We start from the raw sequence: 26,046 nt of genomic DNA, 5'->3' as shown, positions 1-26,046 counted from the left end.
CCGAGCCCCGTGTCGACCGAGCCCCTGGCCGATCCTTTGGCAGCCCCCCCTCCCACGCGGTTGACGCCCCATGCGGCCCATGATTTCACCCCGTCGATGAACGCCGTCCTCCCCCGACGCCGGTCGCAGGCCTGGACGCTCGCGAACTGCCTCACCTACGGCCGCCTCGTCGCGGTCCCGGTCGTCGTCATCCTGCTGTTCTGGCCGGACGAGGTCGGTGCGCGCTGGACCGCCTTCGGCGTGTTCGTGGCCGCGGCGATCACCGATTATCTCGACGGCTACGTGGCGCGGGCCTGGGCGCAGAGTTCGGCGCTGGGGCGGATGCTCGATCCGATCGCCGACAAGCTGCTCGTCGCCGCCTGCCTGCTGATGCTCGCTGCCGACCGCACCATCGAGGGCATGTCGCTCTGGGCGGCCATCGTCATCCTCTGCCGCGAGGTGCTGGTCTCGGGGCTTCGCGAGTACCTCGCGGAGCTGAAGGTCGGCCTGCCCGTCAGCCGGATCGCCAAGTGGAAGACGACGGTGCAGCTCATCGCCCTCGGCGTCCTCGTCGCCGGCCCGGCGGGGGAGAGCCTGATCCCCGGCAGCCTCGCGGCGGGCATCGTCCTGCTGTGGCTCGCGGCCGCCCTCACGCTCTATACCGGCTGGGACTACATGAGGGCCGGGATCCGGCACGTGATCGACGATCCGCGCTAACGCATCCGTCATCGCGAGCGAATGCGAAGCAATCCAGGGCGTGGCCAGTCCGGAGAGGATGGGGCTCTGGATTGCGTCAGCTCCGCCGCGCAAGGACGGATTTGGAAGTGGATGTGAGATGAAGCTCGTCTATTTCGCCTGGGTGCGCGAGCGCGTCGGCAAGCCCGAGGAGGTCGTGACTCCGCCCGAGGGCGTCGTCACGGTCACCGACCTGATCGGCTGGCTGAAGACGCGGGGCGAGGAGTACGACTACGCTTTCGAGAACGAGGGCGTGGTGCGCACGGCCATCGACCGGGTCCACGTCAAGCCCGGCACGCCGATCGCGGGCGCCCGGGAGATCGCCTTCTTCCCGCCGATGACCGGCGGCTGAGCAACCAGGTCAGCTCAGCGCCTCGCGGAACGCGTTGAGGTTGGAGCGCATCATCTCCAGATAGCCCGGTGCCGGCCCGCCGGGGCCGCTCAGCGCGTCGGAGTAGATCCGCCCGCCGACCTTGGCGCCGCTCTCGCGGGCGATCTGCTGCATCAGCCGCGGATCGGCGATGCTCTCCACGAACACGGCCGGCACCTTGTCCTTGCGGATCTGGCGGATGATGCGGGCGACGTCCTTCGGCCCCGCCTCGCTGTCGGTCGAGATCCCCTGCGGCGCGAGGAAGCGCATGCCGTAGGCATCGCTGAAATAGCCGAAGGAATCGTGCGTGGTGATGATGCGGCGGCGCGCCTCCGGGATCGCCTGCAGCGTCGCACGGATCTCGGCGTCCAGCGCGTCGAGCTTCTGCGTGTAGGCGGCGGCGTTGGCGGCGTAGAGTGCGGCGTTTCCCGGGTCGGCGGCGCTGAGGCCGTCGCGGATGTTGGCGACATAGAGCTTCACGTTCGCGACACTCTGCCAAGCATGCGGGTCGGCGTGATCGCCGTGATCGTGCCCGTGGTCGTCGTGGTCGTGGCGCCCGGCGATGGTCCGCACGTCCTTCGAGGCGACGACGACCGGCGCCTTGGTACCGGAGGCCTTGATCAGCCGCTCGATCCAGCCCTCGAAGCCGAGACCGTTGACGACGACGAGACCCGCCTCGGCGACCCGGCGGGCGTCGCCCGGTGCCGGGGAATAGCCGTGAGCGTCGGCGTCGGGCCCGACGAGGCTGGTCACCGCCACTCGCTCGCCGCCGACCTGACCGACGAGGTCGGCCAGGATCGAGAAGGTCGCCACCGCCTTCAGCGGCGCTTCGGCGGCGACAGCAGGCGCGAGTCCGAGCAGGACCAGACCGATCGCCGCCAGCGCGCGCCGCGATCCCCGTGCGAAACCTCGTCCAACGCCCCGTGCCACGCCCCTTGCCACGCCCCTTGCCATGCCGACCGCTCCTCCGCTCGGCTCGCGTCATAATGTAACATTATCACATCGCCAAGGGGCGGGCCGGAACATGGACAAGCTTTCATCTTCCGGACACATGCCAGAGACGTCGCTCTGCGCATCCTCGCGAGACCTCGGGGCCGGCGGTCCCGATGCGGTGGAGGCTTCCCATGATCGAGCGACGGGTGAAGGGTCTTCTTCTGGTGGGGCTGGTGGGCCTGGGTGCCGCCGGTCTCGGCACCGCGGCGGTGCGGGCGGGCGACCGTGCCGACCCCTTCGCGGACGGCGGCCGGCATCGGCACGGCCGCTGGGCCGCGTTCTCGCCCGAGGATCGGGCTGCCTTCACCGATGCGCGCATCGCCGGGCTGCATGCGGGCCTGAAGCTCAATCCCGATCAGGAAAAGCTGTGGCCGCCGGTGGAGGCCGCGATCCGCGACCTGTCCAAGCAGCGGGATGCGCGGCGCGAGGCCCGGCGCGAGCGCGGCCGGATGGTGGACGACGCGCCCGGCGCCCTGCGCGCCATGGCGGATGCGGCGAGTGCCCGGGGCGACGCCCTGCGCAAGCTCGCCGATGCGACCGCCCCGCTCTTCGCGACTCTCGACGAGGGGCAGAAACGCCGCGCCATGGTGCTCGCCCGGCCCCTGCGGATGCATGGCGGTCCTCACGGCGGCCCTCACGGCGGACCGCACCGCGGCTGGCATCGGCACGGCGGCGAGCGGGACTGACCGCGTCCCGCGCTTGATCCGGCGGGCCCGGAGCGGCAAACACCGCGGGCCCCGGCGTTCCCGCCGGGGTCAGCATCGACACGGTACAGCATGGCGCGCCGGCCGCTCCTGAGGGGCGACACCCTTCCCCTGCTCCGGCGGCTCTGGCGGGAATGGCTCTCCCCCCACCGGGCGACGCTGGCGGTGGTGCTCGTGCTCATCACCATCGTCGGCGCGGCGACGGGCCTCTATCCCGCCCTCATCAAGGCCGCCTTCGACGCCTTCGACAGCAAGGACACGGCCGCGCTGGCCTACGGCCCGCTCGTCGTCATCGCCGTCACCTCTGTGCGCGGCTTCGCGCTGTTCGGCCAGACCGTGCTGACGAACCGGGTCGTGACGCGGGTCGAGGCCGACATGCAGGCCGCGCTCTACGGCCACCTGATCGACGCGGATCTGGCCCAGCTCGGCCGGGAGAGCCCGGCCGCCTTCACCCAGCGCTTCACCACCGACTTCGCTTTCATCAAGGAGGCGCTGACCCGCATTTCCACGGTGCTCCTGCGCGACGTCGCCATGCTAGTCGCGCTGGTGATCGCGCTGGTCTGGATGGATCCGCTGCTGACCCTCGCCGCCGCGGTGACGGTGCCGCTGGTGGCCGGGCCGGTCAACCGCATCGGCAGGAAGCTGCGCCAGGTCTCGACCACGACGCAGGAGCAGATGGGCCTAACCGCGAGCCTCATCACCGAGAGCCTGCAGGGCGCCCGCGTCGCCAAGACCTACGCGCTGGAAGGCTACCTGAAGGGCCGCGCCGCCCAGGCCTTGGACGAGGTGCGCCGCCTCAAGATGAAGGCGGCCAATGCCCGTGGGCGGCTCGACCCGCTGATGGAGATCGGCGGCGGCCTGGCGGTCGCGGGCGTGCTGGTGCTGGTGGGCCAGCGGGTGATGTCGGGCGACCGTACGGTGGGCGACTTCACCGGCTACGTCGCCGCGCTCCTGCTCGCCGCGCAGCCGGCCCGGGCGCTGGGCACCCTCAACGCCATCCTGCAGGAGGCCGCCGCCGCGCTGACGCGCTACTTCGCCTTGATGGACGAGCGCCCCACCATCCGCGAGGCGCCCGATGCCCGGCCTCTGACCGTGACCCGGGGCGAGATCCGCTTCGAGGGCGTGCATTTCCGCTACCGGCCCGACGCGCCGGCCCTGGAGGGCATCGACCTCGTGGTGCCGGCCGGATCGCGGACGGCGCTCGTCGGCCGCTCGGGCTCGGGCAAGTCCTCGCTGCTCAACCTCGTGCCGCGCCTCCAGGACGTCACGGCGGGCCGCGTGCTGATCGACGGCACGGATGTGCGCGACGCCACCATCGCCTCCCTGCGGGCCGCCGTGGCGGTGGTCTCGCAGGAGGTCGTGCTGTTCGACGACACCATCGCGGCCAATATCGGCTTCGGCCGCCCCGGCGCCTCCCGGGCCGAGATCGAGGCGGCCGCGCAGGCCGCGGCGGCCCACGGCTTCATCAGCCGGCTCGGCGAGGGCTACGACTTCCAAGTGGGCCCGAGCGGCGGCCGCCTCTCCGGCGGCGAGCGCCAGCGCATCTCGCTGGCCCGCGCCTTCCTCAAGAACGCGCCGATCCTGCTCCTCGACGAGGCGACCTCCGCCCTCGATTCCGAGTCGGAGCACCTCGTGCAGGAGGCTCTGGAGCGGCTGATGCGCGGCCGCACCACCCTCGTGATCGCCCACCGCCTCTCGACCGTGCGTGAGGCCGACCGCATCGCCGTGATGGAGGCCGGCCGGGTGATCGAACTCGGCCGGCACGACGAGTTGCTGGCGACCGGCGGCACCTATGCCCGGCTGCACCGGCTCCAGCTGTCGGACGATACGCAGAGCGCCCGGCCCGACGTCGCATCGGTGTAGAAGACCGGCGCGTCGCGGGTATTTCTGACAGCCGCTGCCACCCCTCCCCCGTTCGCGCGTAGACGCTGCGACGGCGGTGGGAGCGGCGCGTGATCGAGGAACGATTCGGAACCACGGCTGAGGGCGAAGCGGTCACCCGCTACACGCTGACCCGCGAAGACCTGCGCGTTCAGGTCATCGATTACGGGGCGATCGTCACCGCCATTGAGGTGCCCGACCGGCAGGGCCTCGCCGCCAACGTCGTGCTCGCCCTCGACACGGTGGAGGGCTACGAGACCGTGAGCCCGCATTTCGGCGCGATCGCCGGGCGCTACGCCAACCGCATCGCGGGCGGGCGCTTCACCCTGGACGGGCAGACCTACCGGCTTCCGATCAACGAGCCGCCCAACACGATGCACGGCGGACCCGCGGGTTTCGCCAAGCGCCTCTGGCGCGTCACGGCCGCCGACGCGATGCGTCTGGCGCTCACGCGGCGCAGCCCCGACGGCGAGGAGGGCTTTCCCGGCACGCTCGACGTGGAGGTGCGCTACAGCCTGCCCGCGACCGGCACGCTGCGCATCGATTACCGCGCCGCGACCGACCGGCCGACGGTCTTGAATCTCACCAATCACAGCTACTTCAACCTCGCCGGCGAGGGCAGCGGCGACGTGATGGACCACGAGGCACGGATCTTCGCCGAGGGCTACGCGCCGACCGACGCGACCCAGATTCCGACCGGCGCGATCACCCCGGTCGTGGGCACGCCCTTGGATTTCCGCGAGCCCGTGCGGCTCGGCGCGCGCATCCGGCAGGGCCACCCGCAGATCGTCACGGCCAAGGGCTACGACCACGCCTTCGCGCTGGACGGGCCGACCGGGACGCTGCGCCCGGCGGCCTCCTGCCGCTGCCCGGCCAGCGGGCGCCGGCTCGACATCGCCACGACGGAGCCGGCGCTCCAACTCTACAGCGGCAACAACCTCGACGGCACGCTGGTGGGCCCATCGGGCCGGACCTACCGCTCCGGCGACGGCGTCTGCTTCGAGACACAAGCCTTTCCCGACGCGCCGAACCATCCGGGCTTTCCAAGCACCGTCCTGCGGCCGGGGGAGGTGTTCACCTCGACTACCACCTACCGCTTCTCGGTGGCCTGAACCGGTCGAGCGGAACCGACCCAGCAACGATCCCGGCCTGTCCCCGCATCTCCACTTGACATTCGGCCACTTTGGTCTGAAATTTCTGTCATGACAGAAATTTCAGACCAGCCGGAAAAACTTGCCCCCGCGGTGGAGCGCTTCATCCTGCATTGGGGCGATCTCGGCGGCCAGTGGGGCGTGAACCGCTCGGTGGCGCAGATCCACGCCCTGCTCTACCTCTCCGACAAGCCGCTCGCGGCCGAGGAGATCGCCGGCACCCTCGGCATCGCCCGGTCCAACGTCTCGACTTCGCTCAAGGAACTGGCCGGCTGGAATCTGATCCGGCGCGTGCCGGTGATGGGCGAGCGGCGGGACTTCTTCGTCGCGGAGACCGATCTCTGGGAGATGGTCACCCGCATCGCGGCGGGCCGCAAGGAGCGGGAGATCGATCCCGCCCTCAAGGCCCTGCGCGAATGCGTGGCGGAGGCCGAGGGCGACCCGCGCATCGGCGCCGTCGCCTCGCGGCGCCTCAAGGCGATGCTCGACTTCACCGAGACGCTGGACGGCTGGTACGTGCAGATGCTGCGCGTGCCCCACAACACCCTGGCCAAGCTGATCCGGCTCGGCGGGCGGATCGTCCGCTACCTGCCCGTCAAGAGCGAGACCTGACCCTCCCCCTCCCCGGGCAACGCTCCGGGTCCGAGGGGACGCTTGAGGAGGCATCATGCGCAACGCCGCCGAGATGGCCGCTCCGGCCCCTGTCGCTCCGAAGGCGCCGGCGGATCTGCTCGACCTGCGCTTTCGCGCGCTGGTGCCGGAGGCCGATTGGGCGCAGCTCCCGCCGGCCGTGCAGCGCCGCTTCTCGAAGCGTCTGGGCAACGACGAGAGCGCCGTCTATGCCGGCCGGGTGATCGAGACGCGGCTGAGCCGGCTCGGCTGGCTGCTGGCGCAGCTGCTGCGGGTGGTCGGTGCACCGCTTCCGACGGCCCGCGTCGCCGACGTGCCGAGCGTCGTCGCGGTCACGCAGGACGGGGCCGGCGGCGGTCAGATCTGGACGCGGCTCTACGCCCGCGGCTCGGGCTTTCCCCAGGCGATCCACTCCGCCAAGCGCTTCCGCGGCCCGACGGGGCTCGAGGAACGGGTCGGCGGCGGCCTCGGCATGAGCCTGCGGGTGCTGGTGGAGGATCGCGCCCTCGTCTTCCGCAGCGAGCGCTACTTCATCGATCTACCGGGATTCCGCCTGACCCTGCCGGGCTGGCTGACGCCGGGCATTCTCACGGTCAGCCACGGGGCCACCGGGCCCCATCGCTTCCGCTTCGTGCTGGAGATCCGGCACGCGCGGTTCGGTCGCCTCGTGCGCCAGGAAGCGGAGTTCGCCGATCAGTTCGAGCGGCCGGAACGGGGAAGCGTCTCCCCGCTTCCTTGAGCCTCAGCCGGCGAGAAGCGCCCCGCTCGGGCGGTCGGCGCCCCAGATCTTCTCGAGATTGTAGAAGCCGCGCACCTCGGGACGGAAGATGTGGACCAGCACGTCGCCCGCATCGATCAAGACCCAGTCGCAGGCCGGCATTCCCTCGACGCGGGCATTGCCGAAGCCCTTGGCCTTCATCTCCTGAATGATCTTGTCGGCGATGGAGCCGACATGGCGCTGCGAGCGGCCCGAGGCGATGATCATGGTGTCGGCGAGCGAGGTCTTGCCCGCGAGATCGATCTCGACGGTCTCCTCGGCCTTCATTTCGTCGAGGCAGCCGAGGGCAAGGGCCTTCAGGGCGTCGGAGGAAGCAGGCTCGGCGGCGGAGCCGGCGGTTTCCGGGTGGAGGTGTGCGGACAGGGGTTCGGTTCCCGGCGATCGGATCGTGGCGACACCGCCACGGGACGAAATTGGCGGCTTTCTGCCCGCTTTTCAAGCGGGCGAATCGCCCTATGGACCATAGCAGAGCCCCCCGGCAAGCCGGCGACACGCAAAGTCCCCGTCCGCGTTCATCCCGGCCGAGCGATCCGTGCGACCCGTCTCCCCGGGATCGGGAAGGGCTGAAGGCGTTGTCGCCTCCAGCCCCTATCGAGCCGGGATTTGCGCCGCGATGCAGGATCAGCCGTTTGATCTCAGCAACGGCGCGCTTTCGTCAGTTCTTCTTCTTGGAATATTCGAACTTCGGAGCGTTCTTGAGCGTGTCCTTGTCCGTGTCGACGTAGACGGACCACTTTCCATCCTGATTGTGGATCGCGACGCTGGACGGATCGACGGCGACGTAGCTCTCGCCGAGGCCGAGGAAGCCGCCGACGCCTACGATGATGCCGGTGACCGTCTTGCCGTTCTCGATCACGAGATCCTCGACTTCACCGACCGTTTCTTTCTTGTTGTTGTAGACCGTCGTGCCGACAAGCTTCGACGACATGATATCGGCCGGCTTGACGGTGGCATACTTCAGCTTGATCGTTGCCGTTTCGGCCATCTTCATGCCCGCATCGGTGCCGGCGGCGGGAGCGGCCGTCTCCTGCGCCAGGGCGGGTACGGCGACGCAAGCGAGCGCGAGGGCAGCGATCATGGGGAAGCGCATCGAGAAACTCCGGAATGGTGAGGATGATCGAAGAACGAAGCAGGCAAAACACTGTTCATGATCCGAGAGCGACAAGTCTCTCTCGGGACCGACCTTGCGGCTGCTTCGCCGTCCGCACCGCCCCAACGGCCTGATCTGCAGGAGGTTCAGTTTTTTCTCGATCAGCCGGGAATTTTCTCGATTCGATCGGATCTGAGGAACGTTGGTTCGGGCCGGCTATTGATGGAGCCAAACTCAGCTTCGCCCATAGCTCCGGGAGGGACAGACTGTGATTGCTCAAATGTCGAGTTCGGGACGAACGACCGTCGCGGCGATGACGCTGATCCTGATGACGGCGACCGCTCCGGCCCTCGCCCAATCGGCCGCCAGCCGGATCGACCAGCCGACGCCCGGCACCCTCCCGTCGGGCGTCTCGACGGTTCCGGGCGGCGACACGCCGGCTGCAGACAGGAAGACCGGTGGGGTCGCCCCTCCGACTGCGATCCAGTCCACGACGGACGTGATGGAGTCGCCCGGGTCCGTCCAGGGCGCCGACGGCGCCAACCGGACCAACCGCTCCAGCATCTCCCCAAGGATATGCGCTGATCGGGGCAGGCGACGGCCGAGAATCGCTGCCGGCCCCGAGCGGGAAGGCCTGAGCGGGCGGTGCCGGTCAGGGCATCGCCGCCGTAGGCGCGCCGGCCGCGCCCGAGCGCAGGGCGGTCGAGGAAAGATCCGAGCGCGGGCCGTGCAGGAAGGTCCAGGCCGGCGGATGTCGTCCCGGGAGCGAAAGCGCGTCGCTTTCCGGGACCCGGGCGCGGGCGAAGGCCCGGGCCGCCCGTGCGCCCGGGGCGGAGAGTGTGTGGCCGGGCCGGTCGATGACCGCGACGGGCACGAGATCGAGGATATCCTCGAAGCGGTGCCAGCGGTGAAAGCTGCCGAGGGAATCCGCGCCCATGATCCAGACGAAGCGCAGGCCCGGGCGGCGCCGGACGAGCCAGCGCAGGGTATCGACGGTGTAGCGGGTGCCGATCACCGCCTCGAAGGCCGTGACCGCGATGCGCGGGTCGGCGGCGATCGTCCGCGCCCGCGCCACCCGTTCCTCCGGCGAGGCGAGGAGACGCCGGTCCTTCAGCGGGTTGCCGGGCGTGACGAGCCACCAGACACGGTCGAGACGCAGCCGCCGCAGGGCGGTGCGGCTGACATGAAGGTGCCCCGCATGGGCCGGGTTGAACGAGCCCCCGTAGAGGCCGATCCGCATGCCCGGAGCGGCCGGCGGCAGAGAGGTCTCGCGCAGGCTCCGTCTCCCGCTACGGACGCGTCTGGCCGCTGCCGTGGACCCGGTACTTGAAGGTGGTGAGCTGCTCGACGCCGACCGGCCCGCGGGCATGCATCCGGCCGGTGGCGATGCCGATCTCGGCGCCGAAGCCGAACTCGCCGCCATCGGCGAACTGGGTCGAGGCGTTGTGGGTCACGATGGCGGAGTCGACCTCGGCGAGGAAACGTCCGGCGGCCTCGTTGTCGTCGGTGATGATCGCGTCGGTGTGGTGCGAGCCGTTGGCCTCGATATGCGCGATGGCCGCGTCGAGCCCGTCCACCACCTTCGCGGAGATGATCGCGTCGAGATACTCGGTGCGCCAATCGGCCTCGTCGGCGGCCGTCACCCGCGCATCGGCGGCCTGGAAAGCCGCGTCACCGCGCACGGCGCAGCCCGCGTCGAGCAGGGCCTCGACCAGCGGCTTGAGATGGCTCTCCGCCACCGCGGCATCGACCAGCAGCGTCTCGGCGGCGCCGCAGATGCCGGTGCGGCGCATCTTGCTGTTGACGAGGACCGTGCGGGCCATGGCGAGATCGGCGCCCGCCGCCACGTAGACGTGGCAGATGCCATCGAGATGGGCGAAGACCGGCACCTTGGCCTCGGATTGAACGCGTTCCACGAGGCTGCGTCCGCCGCGGGGCACGATCACGTCGACGCAGCCGGAGAGACCCGTCAGCATCAGGCCCACGGCCGCCCGGTCGCGGGTCGGCACGAGCTGGATCGCGTCCGCCGGCAGGCCGGTCCGGGACAGGCCCTCGCTCATCGCCGCGGCGATCGCCGTCGCCGTGCGGTGCGAATCCGAGCCGGCGCGCAGGATCGCCGCATTGCCGGCCTTGAGGCAGAGGGCGCCGGCATCCGCCGTGACGTTGGGACGGCTCTCGAAGATGACGCCGACCACGCCGAGCGGCACCGAGATGCGCTCGATCAGGAGGCCGTTCGGCCGCTCGAAGGCGGCGAGCTGGCGTCCGACCGGGTCGGGCAGGGTCGCGACCTTCTCGACAGCCTCGGCGATGGCGGCGACCCGACCCTCGTCCAGGGTGAGCCGGTCGATGATCGCCTTGGTCAGGCCGGCGGCCTGCGCCGCGGCGACGTCCCGCGCGTTCTCGCGCAGGATGGCCGGGGCGCCGGCGCGGATCTGCTCGGCGATCGCGCGCAGCGCCAGATCCTTGGTCTGGGCCGGCGCGAGCGCCATGGCCCGCCCGGCGGCGCGGGCGCGCCGACCGATTCCGGCCATCAGGGTTTCGAGGTCGTCGGAATCCGCGAAATCGGACTTGAGATTCAGGACAGGCACGTTCCCGCTTCCCGTCATGCGCCGAGGGACGGCGCGATTGAAGGCAAATGCACTTTCCCGCCCCTTTGCACGTCGCGCGGGGGTTGAACAAGCACGGTTGTTGCATTGTTCCGTTTGGGACGATGCCCCGTCGGCCTGCGCCCGCGTCAGGGATCGATCATCGCGAGGTCGTCGCGGTGGATCATCTCGGTCCGCCCCGCCTGGATCGAGGCGGCGGCGATCTCGCGGCTGGAGCGGCCGATGATGGCGGCGGCATCCGCGCTGTCGTAGGCCACCAGACCTCGACCGAGGATGCGCCCGTCCGGCCCCCGGATCAGAACGGCGTCACCCTTGGCGAAGCTGCCCTCGATCCCCGTGACGCCGACCGGCAGCAGGCTCGCCCCGCCCTCCAGGGCGCGGGCGGCCCCGGCATCGACGACGAGGGTGCCGGAGGTCTCCAGCGATCCGGCGATCCAGGTCTTGCGCGCGGCGGTCGGGGTCGAGCCCGAGAGGAACCAACTGCAGCGCCCGCCCTCGCGCACGGTGCGCAGCGGGTTCTTTCCGCGGCCGTCGGCGATGACCATGTGGGTGCCGCCGCTGGCGGCGATCTTGGCCGCCTCGACCTTGGTGCGCATGCCGCCGCGGGAGAGTTCCGAGGCCGGGCCGCCGGCCATCGCCTCGATCTCCGGCGTCACCCGCTCGATCACCGGCAGGTGGCGGGCCTGCGGGTCGCTGTGGGGCGGCGCGGTGTAGAGGCCGTCGATGTCGGAGAACAGCACCAGCACGTCGGCGCTGATCATGGTGGCGACGCGGGCGGCCAGCCGGTCGTTGTCGCCGTAGCGGATCTCGGCGGTCGCCACGGTGTCGTTCTCGTTGACGACCGGGACGGCGCGCACCTCCAGGAGCTTCTGCACCGTCGCGCGGGCATTGAGGTAGCGGCGGCGCTCCTCCGTATCCTTGGGCGTCACCAGCACCTGCCCCGCGACGATGTCGTGGTGGCCCAGGGCCTCGGTCCAGTGGCGGGCGAGCGCGATCTGGCCAACGGCCGCCGAGGCCTGGCTCTCCTCCAGGCGCAGAACGCCGGGGGCGAGCCCGAGCACCGTCCGGCCGAGGGCGATGGCGCCGGACGAGACCACCACCACGTCGACGCCACGGGCGTGCAGGTCGGCGATGTCCTCGGCCAGAGCCGCGAGCCAGGCGTGGCGCAGGCGTCCCCGTCCCCTGTCCACGAGGAGGGCGGAGCCGACCTTCACCACGACGCGGCGAAAGTCTTCGAGGGCGGGCGGGCGAACCACGGTCATGCGGCAGTCGGTCGAGCGGTCGGGACGAGGGCTGAGCGAGACCGGTTGCTGTGCATGAAGTGGCGGGACTTTGCCAGATCCTCGCCACGCATAGCGGCCTTGAACCCGCTTGCAAATGCAACCTCAGCGTGCTTTTTTCGCGAATGAATTTAGCCCAAGATAACTTGGCGCCTGTTAATCGATCGCTCCGGATCGTTTCCTTCCAGCCCGTGCCTGCGCGGGGACCGGTGACATCCCTCCTCGTTGAATCGTCAGGGAGAAACGCTTTGACGTGGACCGCCGTGCCGGGGCGTCGCCTGCTGGTGATCGAGGACGATTACTTCTGGGCCGACGAGGTGCGACGGGCGCTTCAGGACGCGGGCGCGATCGTGCTCGGGCCTGTCGCCTCGGTCGAGGCGGCGATGGCGCTGCTGCGTTCGGAGCCCGATCCGGATGCGGCGATCCTCGATCTCGGCCTCAGGGGCGTGCAGGCCTACGGCGTGGCCGATTGGCTCCTCGCCCGGCGGGTGCCGATCCTCGTCATCACCGGCTACGAGGCCGAGGCCCTGCCGGCCGCCTACGCCGCCCTGCCCCGGCTCGAGAAGCCGGCCTCCACGGCGACGGTGCTGACGGCGGTCGAAGCCCTGTTTCCGGTCCCCTGAGCCGGGTTGCGGACGGCCGCGTCAATGGGGCTGCGGTCGCTCCGTCTCGCGCAGCAGGTGCTCGGCGACCACCTTCACCGGCTGGCGGCGCCCGATCAGGACGGCGAAGCGCGACTGCTCGGGGTCCGACTCGACGCGCGTGCGCGCCCAGGCAACGAGGAACTTGAGGTATTCGGCACCGAGCAGGCGCGTCGCAGCCGGATCCGCCCACCAGCGGCCGAGATCGAGGCCGTCCGAGACGACGGGATAGGGAATGATCGTCTCGCCGTCGTTCAGGGCGTGTCGCAGTTCCACCAGGGTGCGCGGCATGTGGTAGTTCGAGGTCACCACGGCGATCGTGCCGAACCGGTGACGGCGCATCCAGCGCCGGGTCTCGATGGCGTTGCCGATGGTGTTGCGGGCGCGGTAGTCGAGATCGACGCAGCAGGCGATCCAGTGCTCCTGGGCCGGATTGAGCCGGGCGATCTCGTCGCGGGTGGTGCGCTCATTGACGCCGGAGATCAGCAACCGCTTGCCGTGCCCGCCCGCGAGCAGGTCGATGGCGTCGCCGATGCGCTGCGAGCCGCCGGTCATCGCGACGATGCCGTCGGCCCCCTCCAGGCTCGGGCGGTCCGCGCGCTCGACCTCCGCGACGAAGGCGAGGAAGCCGCCGGTCAGCACCAGCATCCCGGCCAGAGCGAGGCCGAGGAGCAGCCTCAGGACCAGGGCTGTGCGCTTCGGGTTGGTCCGCGCCTCAGGCATTCGACGCGGGGCTGCCGGCGGTGGGGCGGGGTCGCGCATCGACAGAGCGGCCCAGGACCATCCCAGCGCCTCCGCGGGGACACCGCACGAAACCGGGCCGGCCGCCTGCCGACGTGGCGCTCGCAGGAACATGGCGGAGGGGACTGAGGCTCATGACGGTTGTGTGGTGACGAAGTCTCGGTCCGCAATGGTTGACGAAAGATGAACGCGCCGCTCGCCCCGGCCTCACCGCAGGAAGCGGCGCACGGTGAAGCGCGAGACCGCGGCCGTGACGAGCGAGGCGATCACGCCGATCAGTACGATGAGCGCGTAGCCCCGCCAGCCGATCTGGAAAGTGCCGAACAGCGCCTCGATCTCCTCGCCCGCGGGGCCCGAGCGCCACATCCGGGCGAGCAGGCCGGCCAAGGCACAGGTGACGAGGGCGGCACCCGCCCCGAGCGCCCCGCCCCGCAGCCCGAGGCGGAAGAAGCGGCTCTGGAAGGCCTTGGCGATGTAGTCGTCGTCGGCGCCCACGAAGTGCAGCACCTCGACCACCTCTCGGTTGCCGGCCATGGCCCCGCGGGTCGCGAAGACCACGGCGAGGCCGGTGGCGAGCAGCACCAGGGCGACGACGCCGATGCCGATCGCGGCCAGGGTGTTGGCCATGGTCGAGAGCCGCTGGAGCCAGAGCGCGTGATCGTCGAGGCTCGCCACGCCCGGCAAGGCCTCCGCCAGCGTCGTGCGCAGGGCCTTGAGGTCGGGTCGAGCGTCGTTCGAGAGCGTCAGCGCGATCAGCCGCGGCACCGGCAGGTCGGACAGGTCGAGGCCGCTGCCGAGCCAGGGCTCCAGCAGCCGCTCGGCCTCCGCCTTGGAGAAGACGCGCGCGCCGACGATGCCCGGAGCGGCCCGGGCGAGCGCTTCCGCCTGCCGCACGTCGGCCTCGATGTCGCGCCCGGCGCTCGGGCGGATCTGCACCGTGATTTCCTGCGCCACGCTGCCCTGCCACTGGCCGGCGCTGGAGACGGCGATCTCGGCCGCGCCCGCGCAGAGCGCGGCGAGGAAGGTGAGGATGGCGATCACCGCGGCCAGGGCTTGGCTCGCCGCGGAATCGGTCGGCACCAGGGGCGCGTTGCGGCGCAGATTGGCCGGCAGCGGCGGCTCGGATGCGGCCCGTGCGGCGGACGGGCGGCCCTGCCCGGCGCTCTGCGTGACGCCCTGATCGGGGGAGCGCACCTCGCTCATCAGCCTTCCACCCGCAAGCGACCCTCGGAGAGCACCATGCGGCGCGCCTCGACGAGGTCCATCAGGCCGTAATCGTGGGTGGCGATCAGCACCGAAGTGCCGAGCCGGTTCAACTCCATGAAGAGCCGCAGCAGGCGGCGCGCGAGGCTCGGATCGACGTTGCCGGTGGGCTCGTCGGCGAGCAGCAGTTCCGGCCGCGCGATCAGCGCCCGGGCGATGGCGGCGCGCTGCTTCTCTCCGCCCGAGAGCAGCGGCGGCAGGACGTGCATGCGCTCGCCCAGGCCGACCCAGCGCAGGAGTTCGACCACCTCCGCCCGGTAGCTCGTCTCCGCCCGCTCCTGCACGCGCAGGGGCAGCGCCACGTTCTCGTAGGTGGTGAGGTGATCGAGCAGGCGGAAATCCTGGAACACCACGCCCATGCGGCGGCGCAGGCCCGTCAGCGCATTGTTGGAGATGCCGCTCACCTCCTCGCCGAAGACCGAGACGAGCCCGCGGGTGGGCCGCACCGAGAGCAGGATCAGGCGCAGCAGCGTCGTCTTGCCCGCTCCCGAGGGACCGGTGAGGAACTGGAAGGAGTGCGGCGCGATCTCGAAGCTCACGTCGGACAGCACCTCCGGCCCGAGGCCGTAGCGCATGCCCACGCTCTCGAAACGGACGACGGGCTCCTCCGCGCCGGACAGCAGGCTGCCCGTGTTCATCCCAGCCGACAACGCCCGCTCACTCCACGCTTTCCTGCCGACGCTTTCCCGCAAGGCAGGGACCGACCCTGTACCCGGCCGGCTTCACGGCCGGTTAACCCTACTCGGGGAGAACGTTTGTGTCCTTTTCGAGTGCGCGGCAACCCGCTGCGGGGACCCTACCCAACCCGGCGCCACCTCGCCATGCTGATCGTCTGTCCGGCCTGCGCCAGCGAGTACCGCATCGATGCCGAGCGCGTCGGCACCTCCGGCCGCTCGGTGCGCTGCGCGGCCTGCCGCGAGACTTGGTTCATCTCGGCCGACGACGTGGTCGCCGCGATGTTCGAGGAGATGTCGGCCGCCGAGGAGGCCGCCCCCGAACCGCCTCCCGCGCCCCCGGAGCCGCCGGCCGCCACGACGGTGGAGGAGGCTCCGCCGCCCACCGCCCGCTCGGCCAAGCGCGGCAGGACGAAGCCGAAAACCGCCCGGCGCCTCTCGCCCGCCCTCGCCGCGGGCCTTGCCGTCGCCGCCGTGCTGCCGCTGATGCTGCTCGGCCGGGCCAGCGTGGTGCGGGCGATGCCGCAGACGGCCGGCCTCTTCGCCCAGGTCGGCCTGCCGGTGAACCTGCGCGGCGTCGACCTTGCCGACATCGCCGCCTTCCAGCTCCCGGCCGAGGGCACGAATCCCGCCCGTCTCGTCGTCGAGGGCGACGTGGTCGGCGTCGCCCGCGCCCGTGTCGCGGTGCCCGCCATCGAGGTCGAGGTGCGCGACGCCGCCGGACAATCGCTCTATCGCTGGAGCGTGCCGGGCCCGCGCCCCTCCCTGGAGCCGGGCGAGCGGGCGCGCTTCAGGGCAAGCCTCTCAGCCCCGCCCGAGAAGGGCCGGCAGATCGAGGTGCGCTTCGCCGCCGACGGCGCCGCGGCCGCGGCCCGGGAGGACGAAAGCCGCTAGAGCCTCGTCCCGAAAGGTGGCCGCCGGCTTTCGGACAAAGACGATGTTCTCGTCTGCGCCGATCCCGTCCGCTCTCGACGGGAACGATCTTCGCATGACCCCGCGGACGCTCGGCCCTGGCGGAGCGGGGCGCGCATGGTATGGTGCCCGAGGAGGCGCCGGGGCGCCCCGTGCCGCCGGCAAAATCTTCGAATCAAACGAGTCGCATGAGCACCGCATCCAAACGCGTCCGCGTCCTGTTCGACGAGGCGGCCATCGCCAAGCGCAACGACGAGCTGGCGGCCCAGATCGTCGCGGCGAACCCCGAGAACCTGCTCGTGGTCGCGGTGCTCAAGGGTAGCTTCATGTTCGCCGCCGACCTGCTGCGCTCGCTGCACCGGGCCGGGCTCTCGCCGCAGGTCGAGTTCGTGCACCTGTCGAGCTACCGCAACTCCACCGTTTCCTCGGGACAGGTGGAGATCCTGCGCGACGTGCAGAGCGAGGTGCGCGGGCGCGACGTGCTCCTGATCGACGACATCCTCGAATCCGGCCGCACCGTCGTCTTCGCCAAGGACCTGCTGATGGCCCGCGGCGCCAAGCGCGTCCTCACCGCCGTCCTGCTGGAGAAGCCGGGCAAGCGGGCCGTGACGATCGATGCGGATTTCGTCGGCTTCACCTGCCCGGACGTGTTCGTGGTGGGCTACGGCATGGATGCGGCCCACGCCTTCCGGCAGCTGCCCTTCGTCGGCCTCGTCGATTACGAGAGCGGCGACGCGGACCTGTTCGGCGGCGCCTGAGGCCGCCCTCTGGCCCGGTGAATTTCCGGTATAGCGGTAAGACTTGCGCTGAAATGACGAGGCAGGGAACTCTGTCGCCGTCCGGTGCTTGACAGGCCACGCTTGCGCGCGATCACTCGGGCGACGCGATCCATTTCGAAGGATTGGTAGAGGAACGGCCTGTCATGGCGCGCATCCTGCTCGTGGATGACGAGGAGACGGTTCGCGGCTTCCTGAAACGGGGCCTCGAACTCGACGGCCACAGCGTTACCACCGCCATCGACGGCAGCGACGGTCTCGACCGGCTGTCGGAGGCCGGCGGCGGCTTCGACCTGATGCTGACCGACATCCGCATGCCGCTGATGGACGGCATCGCGCTCTCGCTCGCGGCCAAGCGCGACTACCCCGACCTGACCATCCTGCTGATGACGGGCTTCGCCGACCAGCGCGAGCGCGCCCGCGGCCTCGATGCCATCGTCACCGACGTGCTGACGAAGCCCTTCTCGCTGGCCGACCTGCGCTCGACGGTGACGCGCGCGCTAGCCGCGTGAGATTCGCTGCAGCGAGTCTCATGGCGCCCGGCCGTTCCACGATCTAAGCTGCTTGCATGGAATCAGACGTTGTCGGCACCCACGCCGGCGCTGTGCCGCTCGGCATCGGCTATTACACGGTCCCGGAAGCGGCGCGGTTGCTGCGCGTGCCGGCGCGAAACATCAACCGCTGGCTCGGAGGCTATGCCACCCGCTCTGGCGATGGGGAGACGCGTCAGCCGCCGCTCTGGGAGCCGGAACTGCCGCGGGCCGGTATGCGGATCGAAATGGGTTTCCGTGACCTGATCGAGCTGCGGTTCGTCGCCGCCTTTCTGGCTGCGGGGCTCGGCCTTCGCACGATCCGCAGCTGCTTGGATCACGCCCGCGCATGCGTCGAGGACGACCGTCCCTTCTCCACCCGGCGCTTCCGCACCGATGGACGCACCATCTTCTTGGACAGCCTGCGGCGTTCGGGCGAAAGCGAGCTTCTGGATCTGAAGAAACACCAATTCGCCTTCAAGAGCATCGTCGAGCAAACCTTCCGCGATCTTGATATCGAGGCGGATGCCGTCAGCCGCTGGCGTCCTTATCACGGCAAGCCGTCGATCGTGGTCGATCCTCAGCGTGCGTTCGGTCAGCCGGTTGCGACCGAATCCGGTGTGCCGACAGTGGCCCTGGCCGAGGCCGTTAAGGCAGAAGGCTCGATGGAGCGCGTAGCCTACCTTTACGAAGTCCCCGTTCCGGTCGTTCGCGACGCCGTGAAGTTCGAAGCTTCACTCAAGGCGGCGTGAAAATCTTCTTCGATCACAACATGTCACCGGCCCTCGCGCGGGCTACTCGGGAACTGTTCCGTGATCGCCATGAGGTCGCGATGCTCCGCGAGAAGTTCCGAAGCGACGCGTCCGATGTCGAATGGATCAGCGGCCTGAGCCGAGAAGGCCGCTGGCTCGTGATCTCGGAAGATCGCCGAATCACGCGCAACCACGCCGAATACGCGGCCTTCAGAGCCTCACGCCTCGTCGGGGTGTTCCTCGCCAGCGCCGTCCACAAGGCACCAGTCGTGAAGAAGATGGAGCGCATTCTGGCGGTGTGGTCCGCGCTTGAAGCGCTCTCCGAGACAGTCGAGGGCGGGGCGATGTTCGAACTGCCCATCTCCGGCACCCGCTTGCGGCAGTTCAGACTGTAAAGACGGCCTGAACCGCCTCAGTTCATCTGCCAGATGGTCCCGTTCAGCAGGCAGGCGAAGCTGACCCAGGCGGCGTAGGGCACCAGAAGCCACGCCGCCGGCCGATCGAAGCGCCAGGAGAGGCGGATCGTCCAGAGGATCATCACCAGCATGGCGATCGCGACGATCAGCGCGAGGCCGAGTTCGTGGGCGGCGAAGAAGACCGGCGTCCAGGCCGCGTTGAGGGCGAGCTGCGCGGCGAAGGCGGCGAGCGCCAGCCACCACGCCCGGCGGGCCGGGCCGGCCACCGGCCGGGCGCCGAGCAGGCGCCAGAGCGAGAACGCGATCAGGGTGTAGAGCAGCGTCCAGGCGAGCGGAAACACCCAGTTCGGCGGGTTGAAGGCCGGCTTGCGGATCGTCGTGTACCAGCCCTCGATGTTGCTGCCGGTCGAGAGCGAGCCCACCGCCGTCACCAGCACGACCGGCAGGATCGCGGCGGCGAGGCGCGGAATCGGAGGCAGGGCCGGCCGTTCGGGGATGTCCAGGGCACTCATGCGCTGCGCAATGCTCCGTCGCTCGTTCGCCCGCCTTGCCCGACCCGGCGGATTCGCTCAAGCCGCTCCCGACACGCGAGAGCGGACGAGGTAGCCCATGAGCCGGTCCAACGCACCCGATGGCGATCCGGATGCGGTGCACCCGCAGGCCGGTTTGTCGCCCGCGGACTGGAGCCCGCGCACGCTGGCCGCGCAGGCGCTCGGGCGGATCGATCCGGTGACCCAAGCGGTGGTGCCGCCGCTCCACCTCTCGACCACCTATCTGCGCGATCCCGACAACGCCTACCGCTCCGGCTTCTCCTACGCCCGGCCCGACAACGCCACGACGCGGGAGACGGAGGACGTGATCGCCGCCCTCGAAGGTGCCGGCGCCGGCGCCCTGCTGTTCGGCTCCGGCATGGCCGCCGCGGCGGCGGTGTTCTGCGCGCTCGAGCGGGGCGACCACGTGGTGGCGCCCGAAGTCATGTACTGGGGCCTTCGCCGCTGGCTGCGCCAGGAGGCGCCCCGGCTCGACCTCGCCGTCGACTTCGTGGCGATGGAGGACCCGGAGACCGTGCGGGCGGCGATCCGGCCGGGCCGGACCCGGCTCGTCTGGGTCGAGACGCCGGGCAATCCCCTCTGCACGGTCACCGACATCGCCCGCGTCGCCGCCATCGCCCGGGAGGCCGGCGCCCGCGTCGCGGTGGATTCGACCGCCGCGAGCCCGATCCTAACCCGGCCGCTGGAGATCGGGGCCGACATCGTGATGCACTCGGCCACCAAGATCCTGAACGGGCATTCCGACGTGGTGGCCGGCGTCCTGGCGGGTGCCCGCAAGGACGCGTTCTGGGAGCGCCTCGTGGCGATCCGCGGGGGCTGGGGCGCGATCCTCGGGCCCTTCGAGGCCTATCTGCTGATGCGGGGCCTGCGCACGCTGCCCCTACGCGCCGCGGCCCAGAGCGCCGGGGCATTGCGGCTCGCCACCCGGCTCGCCGCCCATCCGCTGGTGAGCGCCGTGCTCTATCCGGGCCTGCCCGACCATCCCGGCCACGCGGTGGCGGCGCGCCAGATGGAGGGCGGCTTCGGCTACATGCTCTCGATCCGCGTTGCCGGGGGTGAGACCGCGGCGATCGACACCGCGGCACGGGTGGCCCTGTGGAAGCGGGCGACCTCGCTCGGCGGCGTGGAAAGCCTCATCGAGCACCGCGCCTCGGTCGAGGGGGCGGGCACGCCCTGCCCGCCCGACCTGCTGCGCCTCTCGACCGGAATCGAGGAGCCGGACGACCTCTTCCGCGATCTCGAGGCGGCCCTGCGCGGGGCGCACGGGGGGGCCGGCTGGGGGCGCCGCTGATTTTTCGGCGAACGGGAGCGCGCTCGGCCTCGTCCGCGCGTTGTCCGGGCACCGTTCCCCGAACCGCGACGAATCGAGCCATGACGATCCCTGCCATGACGAACCGTGCCTCCCTCCTCCTCGCCGTCCTGTCGCTGGGGGGTTTGAGCGTCCTTGCGGGCCACGGCATGGCGCGTGCCGATGACGGTCCGCCGAAGCTCGATGTCGAGGGCACCTGCAAGTCCGCCGAGCGGGTTCAGCGGACGCTGAGCGACAACGCCGACAAGAACGCCTGCCTGAATTCCGAGCGCAGTGCGGAGGCCGACCTGAAGAAGCGCTGGGGCGAGTTTCCGGCCGCGGCCAAGCGGCAATGCACCGCCCAGTTCCAGGCCGGCGGCTTCCCGTCCTACGTCGAACTGATCACCTGCCTGGAACTCGCGAGCGGCGCCGTCCCGACCCAACCGTCCCAGGATCCCGGTTCCGATGTCGGCGGCAAGACGAACCCGGGCAGGACGAACCCGGTGAAGGAGGGCAGCTCCCTCACCCGCGAGCCCGCCCCGACCCAGCGCACCAACCCGATCGAGACGCTCGAGCAGAAGTGAGCGCGCTCAATGCGAGGTCGGTGCGCCGGCCTCGTCGATGGGCGCTCGCAGCCACGCGGCGGCCTCGCCGGCATTGGAGACCGCCCCGGCGGCCCGGCCCTGGTGCAGCTCGACCAGTTCGGGGGCGGGCCGAGTGTCGTCCTCGGTCAGGAAGAGGCCGCGCGCCTTCGAGCCGAGACCGAGACGGGTGCTGCTGGTGAGCACACTCTGGGCCGGGCTCGTCAGCAGGGCGAGGGCGACCGGCGCCATCCACAGGGCGAGAAGGGCATCGCCGGCGAAAGCGAGCAGAACCGCGAGCGCAAAGCCCGCCGCCACCGCATCGCTCTGAAGGCGGAAGGCCTCCGCCCAGGGAACGCTGCGGTCGTCGCGGGCCTGGGAATCCCAGCGCACCACCCGGCCGAACAGCGTGGTGACCACGGCACCCGCCGCGAACAGGGCCATGACCGGCCAGAGCAGCACCCAGATCGCCTGTTCCAGGGCGGCGCTGACAAGCAGCGAGCCGGTGCCGCCGAAGGCGGCGCGGCGCTCGGGCGAGGCCAGCACGTAGCCGAGGCTCAGGAGCTTCGGCAGGGCCATGCTGGCGACGACGAGGGCGGCCAGCGCCCAGGCCGCCGGGCCGCGCCCGTCGAGCCCGTAGCCGAGCAGCCCGAGTTCGCCCAGGCGCGCCGCCTGCCAGGTGCCGAGAGCCAGGAAGGCGATCCAGAGCGGGTAGACCCCGTAGCCCAGGATGCCGACGCCGAGATGCCAGCGGCTGGCGCCGAGCAGCCCTTTCCAGGGCAGCACGCGGATGTGCTGCAGGTTGCCCTGGCACCAGCGCCGCTCGCGGCCGAGCAGGTCGATGAGGTTGGTGGGCATCTCCTCCCAGGTGCCACCCATCTCCGGCAGCAGGCGCACCTCCCAGCCGGCGCGGCGCAGGAGCGCGCCCTCGACGATGTCGTGGCAGAGGATCTCGCCGCCCAGCGGCGGGCGCCCGGAGAGCACGGGCAGTTCGGCGTTGCCGGCGAAGGCCTCGATGCGCAGGATCGCGTTGTGGCCCCAGTACGACCCGTCCGGCCCCTGCCACGTCTCAAGGCAGCGCAAGCTCAGCGGCGCGTAGAGCCGCACGGCGAATTGCTGGATGCGGGCGAACAGAGTGTCGCGGCCGGCGGCGTAGGAAACGGTCTGGATCAGGCCGACGCGCGGGTTCTCCTCCATCAGCCGGGCGAGGCGGCGCATGGCGGCGCCGGTCATCAGGCTGTCGGCGTCGAGCACGATCATGAAATCGTACTCGTGAGCGTGGTTGCGGCAGAACTCGGCGATGTTGCCGGCCTTGCGGCCGGTATTCTCGGTCCGGCGCCGGTAGCGGATGCGCGGCATGCCGCGGCCCTCCCGCTGGGCCCAGGCCTGGATGCGGGCGAATTCGTGCTCCTCGACCGCGCTGATCGCACCCTCGCGGGTGTCGGAGAGGACAAAGATGTCGAGGTCCGAGCCGTCGCCGCCCTCGCGCTGGAGCGAGCGGGCCATGACGCGGATGGCGGAAAAGACCGCGATCGGGTCCTCGGCGTGGATCGCCACCACCGCAGCGGTGCGGCTGAGACCCGTGGGACGGGTGGAGATCGTGGCGGCGCGCCGCTCCAGGGTCGAGAGCGCCCGCTCGCCCATCAGGGCGGCGGCGAGTCCGTAGAGGTACTGCCAGGCGGTGAAGGACTGCCACGCCATCAGCACGACGAAGAGCCCCAGCACCGCGCCCCCGAGCCACGTCTCCGGCACGCCGTAGGCCGCGAGCGCCAGGGCGGCGATGGCGGCCGCGGTGGCCAGCGTCGGCAGGGCGAGCGCGAGGCGGCGGACGAGGAAGGAGGCCGGCCGCGGTGCCGGACCCGCTCCCCTCGCGCGGGCCTGGACACCGGCCCCCGTCTCGACGGAGAGGTCCGCCTGCGGCAAGTCTGGGCTGGACATGATCGGCGTCGACACTCGCGGGAGGGGTGAACGGATGGAAGAGCCGTCGGACGCGGGCGACGAAGCGCCCGGGGAGAGAGACGTTTCGCGTCGCGACATCGTTCGTGCCGCTCTCGCCGGTTCGGCCGGCCTGTGTGTGCCTAGCTTTCTCGACCTGAATGCCGCCCGAACAATGGCTCAAACGTTGCAATCCGCTCAAGTCCCCGGCCGACCGATGACTTTCGAGGACGTGGCCGAGCGGGCCGAGGGTTTGGCGCGGCAACCCTACCGCCCGCCGGCCGACGTCCTCCCACCGGAACTGGCCGGCCTCAGCTACGACGGGTTCCAAGCGATCCGCGTCCGTCCCGAGGCGACGGTGCCGCTCGGGCCGCGCTTCTCGCTCCAGCCCTTCCACCGCGGCGGCCTGCACGCCCGGCGCGTCGAGATCTTCTTCCAGGCGCCGGGACAGGCGCCCCGGCCCTTCGGCTACGATCCCGGATTGTTCGATCTCGGTCCAAGCCTCCGGGGCCGCACCTATCCGCCAGCGCTGGGCTATGCGGGCTTTCGCATCGCCCACGGCTTCGATGCCGCCCGGCCCGGTGAGCAGGAGGAGTTCCTCGTCTTTCTGGGGGCCTCCTACTTCCGCGTCCGCGGCCGAGGGCAGATCTACGGCCTCTCCGCCCGCGGCGTGGCCGTGAACACCGGCTTGCCGGAGGGGGAGGAGTTTCCCGACTTCACGACCTTCTGGATCGAGGAGCCGCGAGGCGACGCCGCATCGATCACGGTCCTGGCGCTCCTCGACGGGCCGAGCCTGACCGGTGCCTACCGCTTCGGCGTGACGCCGGGCGACCCTTCCACGATCGCGGTCGAGGCGGCTCTGTTCCCCCGCCGGGCGATCACGGCCCTCGGGCTGGCGCCGCTCACCAGCATGTTCCTGCACGGCGAGAACGGACCGGGTGCGCGGGGTGCGGAACCCTTCGATGATTTCCGCCCGCGGGTGCACGATTCGGATGGGCTGCTGGTGCAGACGCCGGGAGACCGGCTCTGGCGCCCCCTCGTCAACGGGCGGGCGGTGCCGCAAATCTCGTCCTTCCGCGCGGCGCCCCTCGAGGGCTTCGGGCTGATGCAGCGGGAGCGGCACTTTTCGGCCTTCCTCGACGTGCAGGCCCGGCACGAGGACCGGCCCGGCCTCTGGGTCGCGCCCCGGGGCGACGGCTTCGGCGCGGGATCAGTGCGGTTGTTCGAGATTCCCTCGCGGACCGAGGCGACCGACAACATCGTGGCCGCCTTCGTGCCGGAGGCGCCCGTCACCCCCGGCCGGCCCCTGCGGCTCGCCTATTCGCTCGTCACGGTGGGGGCCGAACCGGTGCCGGCCATCGCGCCGCCACTCGCCCGCGTTGTCTCGACCCGCGTCGGCTCGGCCGAGCGGCTGCGGCCCACGAACCCGCCCTCTCCTCAGCGGCGCCTCTACGCCATCGATTTCGAGGGGCCGGGCCTGCCCGACGATCCGCGGGCAGCCATCGAGGTCGCCCTCTCGGCGAGTGCCGGCGCCTTCGTCGAGCCCTACGCGGAGCGGGTGCCGCAGACGGGGGGCTGGCGCCTCTACGCCGAGTTCCGGCCGCCCGAGCCGTGGCCGGCGGGCGACGTGGTGCTGCGCGCCCGGCTCTCCCATGCCGGCCGGGTGCTGACCGAAACCTGGGACGGAGTGGCCTGAGACGGCGTTCAACCGTCTGAACTGTGGGGCCTTCCGGCCGTTAACGGGGCGAACGTCGCGACCGAAAACCCGGAGTCAGGGATGCGTCCCACCCTCATCAGCGTCCCGCTCGCCCTCACCCTCGCGCTCGGGGGCTTCAGCCTGCCCGCTGCCCCGGCCCTGGCCGAGGCGGCGCCCCCCGGGGCCTCGGCCCCGCGCTTCCTCGAGCGGCCCGAGGCCGGCGCCCTGCGCGGCTCCAAGGTCATCGGCGTCACCGTGGTCGGGGCGGACCACGTGCGGGTCGGCAAGATCGAGGACGTTCTTCTGGATGGCACGGGCCGCATCCACGCCGTGGTGATCGGCGTCGGCGGCTTTCTCGGCGTCGGCGAGAAATACGTCGCGGTGCCCTTCGATCAGCTCGCCTGGAACTTCGCCGACGTGCCGCTGACGAGCGGGGCGAGTTCGGTCGTCACCGTCGATGCCGCGCCGAGCGCGAAGGCCTCCGAGCGGGCCGGCCCCGAGACGATGCCGGGTTCCCAGACCTCGCCGGAGGTGCTCGGCGCCGTGCAGAACCAGCACAGCGACCGGGCCACGCCCGCGACCGGCTCGGTCGAGCCGAAGCGCGACACGGGGCCTGCCACGGTGCTCGTGGGCAGCGACCTGATCCACGCCGAAGTGCGCCTGACCAAGGCGCAGCTCAACGACGCCCCCGCCTTCCGGTTCGAGAAGGACGGCAAGTGAGTTCGCGCGTGGATTTGCAAGTGATCCGGCCGCTTCCGGCCACCGGAGTTCGCGTCTCATGAGACACGCCGCCCTCACCGCCGGCCTCTGGCTTGCCGGGCTGACCCATGCGCTCGCCCAGGCGACCAAACCCGCTCCGCCGATCCCCGAATCCGGCCCGTCGGGCTCCAGTTCGGCGGCGGCGACCGGCGCGGCGATGGACTTCAACTGGGTCTGGGCGAGCGTGCTCGTCGCCCTCGCGGTGCTGGCGATCTGGATGATCGCGCGGCGGCGCCAGTCCGGGCCGCCGCCCCGCTAGGTCGTGGTCTGACGCTCGGCCGGCCTTTTCGTCATGGCGAGGCGGTGCCGTGGCAATCCAGGGCGCGACCTCTCG

At 70.9% G+C, this 26,046-nt stretch carries 30 protein-coding genes; 18 read left to right on the top strand and 12 right to left on the bottom strand.

Features of this window, described 5'->3' with window-relative positions; all coding sequences use genetic code 11:
* Positions 1–96 precede the first annotated feature (96 nt).
* Both pgsA and ACPCJR_RS02350 read left to right on the top strand, forming a co-directional pair.
* Complete coding sequence (pgsA, locus tag ACPCJR_RS02355; protein WP_391510871.1) at positions 97–696, top strand: CDP-diacylglycerol--glycerol-3-phosphate 3-phosphatidyltransferase; 600 nt, start codon at positions 97–99, stop codon at positions 694–696.
* 118 nt (positions 697–814) lie between these two features.
* A complete protein-coding gene (locus tag ACPCJR_RS02350; protein ID WP_391510872.1) occupies positions 815–1,066 on the top strand; it encodes a MoaD/ThiS family protein in 252 nt (83 codons plus the stop codon).
* Positions 1,067–1,075: 9 nt separating this feature from the next.
* On the opposite strand, the gene ACPCJR_RS02345 is transcribed toward ACPCJR_RS02350, so the two are convergent.
* Complete coding sequence (locus ACPCJR_RS02345; RefSeq protein WP_391510873.1) at positions 1,076–2,038, bottom strand: metal ABC transporter substrate-binding protein; 963 nt, start codon at positions 2,036–2,038, stop codon at positions 1,076–1,078.
* 170 nt (positions 2,039–2,208) lie between these two features.
* Here ACPCJR_RS02345 and ACPCJR_RS02340 point away from each other — a divergent pair, with 170 nt between their 5' ends.
* From ACPCJR_RS02340 to ACPCJR_RS02320, 5 genes are all read left to right on the top strand, one after another.
* Positions 2,209–2,763, top strand: coding sequence for a Spy/CpxP family protein refolding chaperone (locus ACPCJR_RS02340; RefSeq protein ID WP_391510874.1), 555 nt, complete (start codon positions 2,209–2,211; stop codon positions 2,761–2,763).
* Between the two features lie 90 nt (positions 2,764–2,853).
* Positions 2,854–4,644, top strand: a complete 1,791-nt coding sequence (locus ACPCJR_RS02335; RefSeq protein WP_391510875.1) for an ABC transporter ATP-binding protein — start codon at positions 2,854–2,856, stop codon at positions 4,642–4,644.
* 89 nt (positions 4,645–4,733) lie between these two features.
* A complete protein-coding gene (locus tag ACPCJR_RS02330) occupies positions 4,734–5,774 on the top strand; it encodes an aldose epimerase family protein (protein WP_391510876.1) in 1,041 nt (346 codons plus the stop codon).
* A gap of 90 nt (positions 5,775–5,864) precedes the next feature.
* Positions 5,865–6,425, top strand: coding sequence for a GbsR/MarR family transcriptional regulator (locus ACPCJR_RS02325; protein ID WP_391510877.1), 561 nt, complete (start codon positions 5,865–5,867; stop codon positions 6,423–6,425).
* A gap of 55 nt (positions 6,426–6,480) precedes the next feature.
* A complete protein-coding gene (locus tag ACPCJR_RS02320) occupies positions 6,481–7,182 on the top strand; it encodes a DUF4166 domain-containing protein (protein ID WP_391510878.1) in 702 nt (233 codons plus the stop codon).
* Between the two features lie 3 nt (positions 7,183–7,185).
* On the opposite strand, the gene rsfS is transcribed toward ACPCJR_RS02320, so the two are convergent.
* From rsfS to proB, 6 genes are all read right to left on the bottom strand, one after another.
* Positions 7,186–7,488: a ribosome silencing factor gene (gene rsfS, locus ACPCJR_RS02315; RefSeq protein WP_348629183.1), complete on the bottom strand. Its 303-nt coding sequence runs from the start codon at positions 7,486–7,488 to the stop codon at positions 7,186–7,188.
* A 388-nt stretch (positions 7,489–7,876) separates the two neighbouring features.
* Positions 7,877–8,386, bottom strand: a complete 510-nt coding sequence (locus ACPCJR_RS02310; protein WP_391510879.1) for a PRC-barrel domain-containing protein — start codon at positions 8,384–8,386, stop codon at positions 7,877–7,879.
* 201 nt (positions 8,387–8,587) lie between these two features.
* Positions 8,588–8,875 (bottom strand): hypothetical protein, encoded by a 288-nt coding sequence (locus ACPCJR_RS02305; protein WP_391510880.1) that lies wholly within the window; start codon positions 8,873–8,875, stop codon positions 8,588–8,590.
* Positions 8,876–8,963: 88 nt separating this feature from the next.
* The gene (locus ACPCJR_RS02300) at positions 8,964–9,680 is read right to left on the bottom strand and encodes a nicotinate-nucleotide adenylyltransferase (RefSeq protein WP_391510881.1); all 717 of its coding nucleotides are present in this window, start codon (positions 9,678–9,680) and stop codon (positions 8,964–8,966) included.
* The gene (locus ACPCJR_RS02295) at positions 9,601–10,899 is read right to left on the bottom strand and encodes a glutamate-5-semialdehyde dehydrogenase (protein ID WP_391510882.1); all 1,299 of its coding nucleotides are present in this window, start codon (positions 10,897–10,899) and stop codon (positions 9,601–9,603) included. The genes ACPCJR_RS02300 and ACPCJR_RS02295 overlap by 80 nt, the downstream gene beginning before the upstream one ends.
* Positions 10,900–11,045: 146 nt before the next feature.
* Positions 11,046–12,179: a glutamate 5-kinase gene (proB, locus tag ACPCJR_RS02290; protein WP_391510883.1), complete on the bottom strand. Its 1,134-nt coding sequence runs from the start codon at positions 12,177–12,179 to the stop codon at positions 11,046–11,048.
* Positions 12,180–12,445: 266 nt separating this feature from the next.
* On the opposite strand from proB, the gene ACPCJR_RS02285 reads away from it, so the two are divergent.
* The gene (locus tag ACPCJR_RS02285) at positions 12,446–12,820 is read left to right on the top strand and encodes a response regulator (protein ID WP_391510884.1); all 375 of its coding nucleotides are present in this window, start codon (positions 12,446–12,448) and stop codon (positions 12,818–12,820) included.
* Positions 12,821–12,841: 21 nt separating this feature from the next.
* On the opposite strand, the gene ACPCJR_RS02280 is transcribed toward ACPCJR_RS02285, so the two are convergent.
* The 3 genes from ACPCJR_RS02280 to ftsE all read right to left on the bottom strand — a co-directional run bounded on the left by ACPCJR_RS02280 (position 12,842) and on the right by ftsE (position 15,480).
* Entirely contained in the window at positions 12,842–13,561 is a 720-nt protein-coding gene (locus ACPCJR_RS02280; protein ID WP_391510885.1) for a YdcF family protein, read from the bottom strand.
* A gap of 225 nt (positions 13,562–13,786) precedes the next feature.
* Complete coding sequence (locus tag ACPCJR_RS02275; RefSeq protein ID WP_391510886.1) at positions 13,787–14,782, bottom strand: cell division protein FtsX; 996 nt, start codon at positions 14,780–14,782, stop codon at positions 13,787–13,789.
* Positions 14,782–15,480 carry a cell division ATP-binding protein FtsE gene (gene ftsE, locus ACPCJR_RS02270; RefSeq protein ID WP_391511215.1) on the bottom strand — a complete coding sequence of 233 codons (699 nt, stop codon included), beginning with the start codon at positions 15,478–15,480 and terminating at the stop codon, positions 14,782–14,784. The genes ACPCJR_RS02275 and ftsE overlap by 1 nt, the downstream gene beginning before the upstream one ends.
* Positions 15,481–15,663: 183 nt before the next feature.
* Here ftsE and ACPCJR_RS02265 point away from each other — a divergent pair, with 183 nt between their 5' ends.
* From ACPCJR_RS02265 to ACPCJR_RS02245, 5 genes are all read left to right on the top strand, one after another.
* Entirely contained in the window at positions 15,664–16,410 is a 747-nt protein-coding gene (locus ACPCJR_RS02265; RefSeq protein WP_391511216.1) for a zinc-ribbon domain-containing protein, read from the top strand.
* A 206-nt stretch (positions 16,411–16,616) separates the two neighbouring features.
* Positions 16,617–17,186, top strand: a complete 570-nt coding sequence (hpt, locus tag ACPCJR_RS02260; RefSeq protein WP_110349964.1) for a hypoxanthine phosphoribosyltransferase — start codon at positions 16,617–16,619, stop codon at positions 17,184–17,186.
* Positions 17,187–17,350: 164 nt separating this feature from the next.
* A complete protein-coding gene (locus ACPCJR_RS02255) occupies positions 17,351–17,716 on the top strand; it encodes a response regulator (protein WP_110349965.1) in 366 nt (121 codons plus the stop codon).
* 56 nt (positions 17,717–17,772) lie between these two features.
* The gene (locus ACPCJR_RS02250; protein WP_391510887.1) at positions 17,773–18,486 is read left to right on the top strand and encodes a hypothetical protein; all 714 of its coding nucleotides are present in this window, start codon (positions 17,773–17,775) and stop codon (positions 18,484–18,486) included.
* Entirely contained in the window at positions 18,483–18,881 is a 399-nt protein-coding gene (locus ACPCJR_RS02245; RefSeq protein ID WP_391510888.1) for a hypothetical protein, read from the top strand. The genes ACPCJR_RS02250 and ACPCJR_RS02245 overlap by 4 nt, the downstream gene beginning before the upstream one ends.
* A gap of 17 nt (positions 18,882–18,898) precedes the next feature.
* On the opposite strand, the gene ACPCJR_RS02240 is transcribed toward ACPCJR_RS02245, so the two are convergent.
* Positions 18,899–19,414 (bottom strand): TspO/MBR family protein, encoded by a 516-nt coding sequence (locus tag ACPCJR_RS02240; protein WP_391510889.1) that lies wholly within the window; start codon positions 19,412–19,414, stop codon positions 18,899–18,901.
* Positions 19,415–19,511: 97 nt separating this feature from the next.
* On the opposite strand from ACPCJR_RS02240, the gene ACPCJR_RS02235 reads away from it, so the two are divergent.
* Together ACPCJR_RS02235 and ACPCJR_RS02230 are read left to right on the top strand one after the other, a co-directional pair.
* Entirely contained in the window at positions 19,512–20,744 is a 1,233-nt protein-coding gene (locus ACPCJR_RS02235) for a trans-sulfuration enzyme family protein (RefSeq protein WP_391510890.1), read from the top strand.
* A gap of 95 nt (positions 20,745–20,839) precedes the next feature.
* Positions 20,840–21,325, top strand: a complete 486-nt coding sequence (locus ACPCJR_RS02230) for a hypothetical protein (RefSeq protein WP_391510891.1) — start codon at positions 20,840–20,842, stop codon at positions 21,323–21,325.
* A 6-nt stretch (positions 21,326–21,331) separates the two neighbouring features.
* On the opposite strand, the gene mdoH is transcribed toward ACPCJR_RS02230, so the two are convergent.
* Positions 21,332–23,260, bottom strand: a complete 1,929-nt coding sequence (gene mdoH, locus ACPCJR_RS02225) for a glucans biosynthesis glucosyltransferase MdoH (protein WP_391510892.1) — start codon at positions 23,258–23,260, stop codon at positions 21,332–21,334.
* A gap of 34 nt (positions 23,261–23,294) precedes the next feature.
* Here mdoH and ACPCJR_RS02220 point away from each other — a divergent pair, with 34 nt between their 5' ends.
* The 3 genes from ACPCJR_RS02220 (at position 23,295) to ACPCJR_RS02210 (ending at position 25,971) form a co-directional block, all read left to right on the top strand.
* On the top strand, positions 23,295–24,953 hold the full coding sequence (locus tag ACPCJR_RS02220; RefSeq protein WP_391510893.1) for a glucan biosynthesis protein G: 1,659 nt from the start codon (positions 23,295–23,297) through the stop codon (positions 24,951–24,953).
* 81 nt (positions 24,954–25,034) lie between these two features.
* Positions 25,035–25,673: a PRC-barrel domain-containing protein gene (locus tag ACPCJR_RS02215; RefSeq protein WP_391510894.1), complete on the top strand. Its 639-nt coding sequence runs from the start codon at positions 25,035–25,037 to the stop codon at positions 25,671–25,673.
* A 58-nt stretch (positions 25,674–25,731) separates the two neighbouring features.
* On the top strand, positions 25,732–25,971 hold the full coding sequence (locus ACPCJR_RS02210) for a hypothetical protein (protein ID WP_391510895.1): 240 nt from the start codon (positions 25,732–25,734) through the stop codon (positions 25,969–25,971).
* Positions 25,972–26,046: the final 75 nt, after the last annotated feature.

It is taken from the genome of Methylobacterium sp. NPDC097929, from assembly GCF_049543375.1.
Classification (GTDB): domain Bacteria; phylum Pseudomonadota; class Alphaproteobacteria; order Rhizobiales; family Beijerinckiaceae; genus Methylobacterium.
This window is presented reverse-complemented; position numbering and strand designations above follow the sequence as displayed.

Excerpts from the sequence above, each read along its gene's own strand:
- pgsA (WP_391510871.1), top strand. The coding sequence starts at position 97 with ATGAACGCCGTCCTCCCCCGACGCCGGTCGCAGGCCTGGACGCTCGCG.
- ACPCJR_RS02280 (WP_391510885.1), bottom strand. The coding sequence starts at position 13,561 with ATGCCTGAGGCGCGGACCAACCCGAAGCGCACAGCCCTGGTCCTGAGG.
- ftsE (WP_391511215.1), bottom strand. The coding sequence starts at position 15,480 with ATGAACACGGGCAGCCTGCTGTCCGGCGCGGAGGAGCCCGTCGTCCGT.
- proB (WP_391510883.1), bottom strand. The coding sequence starts at position 12,179 with ATGACCGTGGTTCGCCCGCCCGCCCTCGAAGACTTTCGCCGCGTCGTG.
- ACPCJR_RS02250 (WP_391510887.1), top strand. The coding sequence starts at position 17,773 with ATGGAATCAGACGTTGTCGGCACCCACGCCGGCGCTGTGCCGCTCGGC.
- ACPCJR_RS02325 (WP_391510877.1), top strand. The coding sequence starts at position 5,865 with ATGACAGAAATTTCAGACCAGCCGGAAAAACTTGCCCCCGCGGTGGAG.
- rsfS (WP_348629183.1), bottom strand. The coding sequence starts at position 7,488 with ATGAAGGCCGAGGAGACCGTCGAGATCGATCTCGCGGGCAAGACCTCG.
- ACPCJR_RS02340 (WP_391510874.1), top strand. The coding sequence starts at position 2,209 with ATGATCGAGCGACGGGTGAAGGGTCTTCTTCTGGTGGGGCTGGTGGGC.
- ACPCJR_RS02335 (WP_391510875.1), top strand. The coding sequence starts at position 2,854 with ATGGCGCGCCGGCCGCTCCTGAGGGGCGACACCCTTCCCCTGCTCCGG.
- hpt (WP_110349964.1), top strand. The coding sequence starts at position 16,617 with ATGAGCACCGCATCCAAACGCGTCCGCGTCCTGTTCGACGAGGCGGCC.
- ACPCJR_RS02215 (WP_391510894.1), top strand. The coding sequence starts at position 25,035 with ATGCGTCCCACCCTCATCAGCGTCCCGCTCGCCCTCACCCTCGCGCTC.
- ACPCJR_RS02345 (WP_391510873.1), bottom strand. The coding sequence starts at position 2,038 with ATGGCAAGGGGCGTGGCAAGGGGCGTGGCACGGGGCGTTGGACGAGGT.
- ACPCJR_RS02220 (WP_391510893.1), top strand. The coding sequence starts at position 23,295 with ATGGAAGAGCCGTCGGACGCGGGCGACGAAGCGCCCGGGGAGAGAGAC.
- ACPCJR_RS02275 (WP_391510886.1), bottom strand. The coding sequence starts at position 14,782 with ATGAGCGAGGTGCGCTCCCCCGATCAGGGCGTCACGCAGAGCGCCGGG.
- mdoH (WP_391510892.1), bottom strand. The coding sequence starts at position 23,260 with ATGTCCAGCCCAGACTTGCCGCAGGCGGACCTCTCCGTCGAGACGGGG.
- ACPCJR_RS02300 (WP_391510881.1), bottom strand. The coding sequence starts at position 9,680 with ATGCCCGCGGGCCGGTCGGCGTCGAGCAGCTCACCACCTTCAAGTACC.
- ACPCJR_RS02235 (WP_391510890.1), top strand. The coding sequence starts at position 19,512 with ATGAGCCGGTCCAACGCACCCGATGGCGATCCGGATGCGGTGCACCCG.
- ACPCJR_RS02240 (WP_391510889.1), bottom strand. The coding sequence starts at position 19,414 with ATGAGTGCCCTGGACATCCCCGAACGGCCGGCCCTGCCTCCGATTCCG.
- ACPCJR_RS02350 (WP_391510872.1), top strand. The coding sequence starts at position 815 with ATGAAGCTCGTCTATTTCGCCTGGGTGCGCGAGCGCGTCGGCAAGCCC.
- ACPCJR_RS02320 (WP_391510878.1), top strand. The coding sequence starts at position 6,481 with ATGCGCAACGCCGCCGAGATGGCCGCTCCGGCCCCTGTCGCTCCGAAG.
- ACPCJR_RS02255 (WP_110349965.1), top strand. The coding sequence starts at position 17,351 with ATGGCGCGCATCCTGCTCGTGGATGACGAGGAGACGGTTCGCGGCTTC.
- ACPCJR_RS02305 (WP_391510880.1), bottom strand. The coding sequence starts at position 8,875 with ATGCTGGAGCGGTTGGTCCGGTTGGCGCCGTCGGCGCCCTGGACGGAC.
- ACPCJR_RS02230 (WP_391510891.1), top strand. The coding sequence starts at position 20,840 with ATGACGAACCGTGCCTCCCTCCTCCTCGCCGTCCTGTCGCTGGGGGGT.
- ACPCJR_RS02210 (WP_391510895.1), top strand. The coding sequence starts at position 25,732 with ATGAGACACGCCGCCCTCACCGCCGGCCTCTGGCTTGCCGGGCTGACC.
- ACPCJR_RS02265 (WP_391511216.1), top strand. The coding sequence starts at position 15,664 with ATGCTGATCGTCTGTCCGGCCTGCGCCAGCGAGTACCGCATCGATGCC.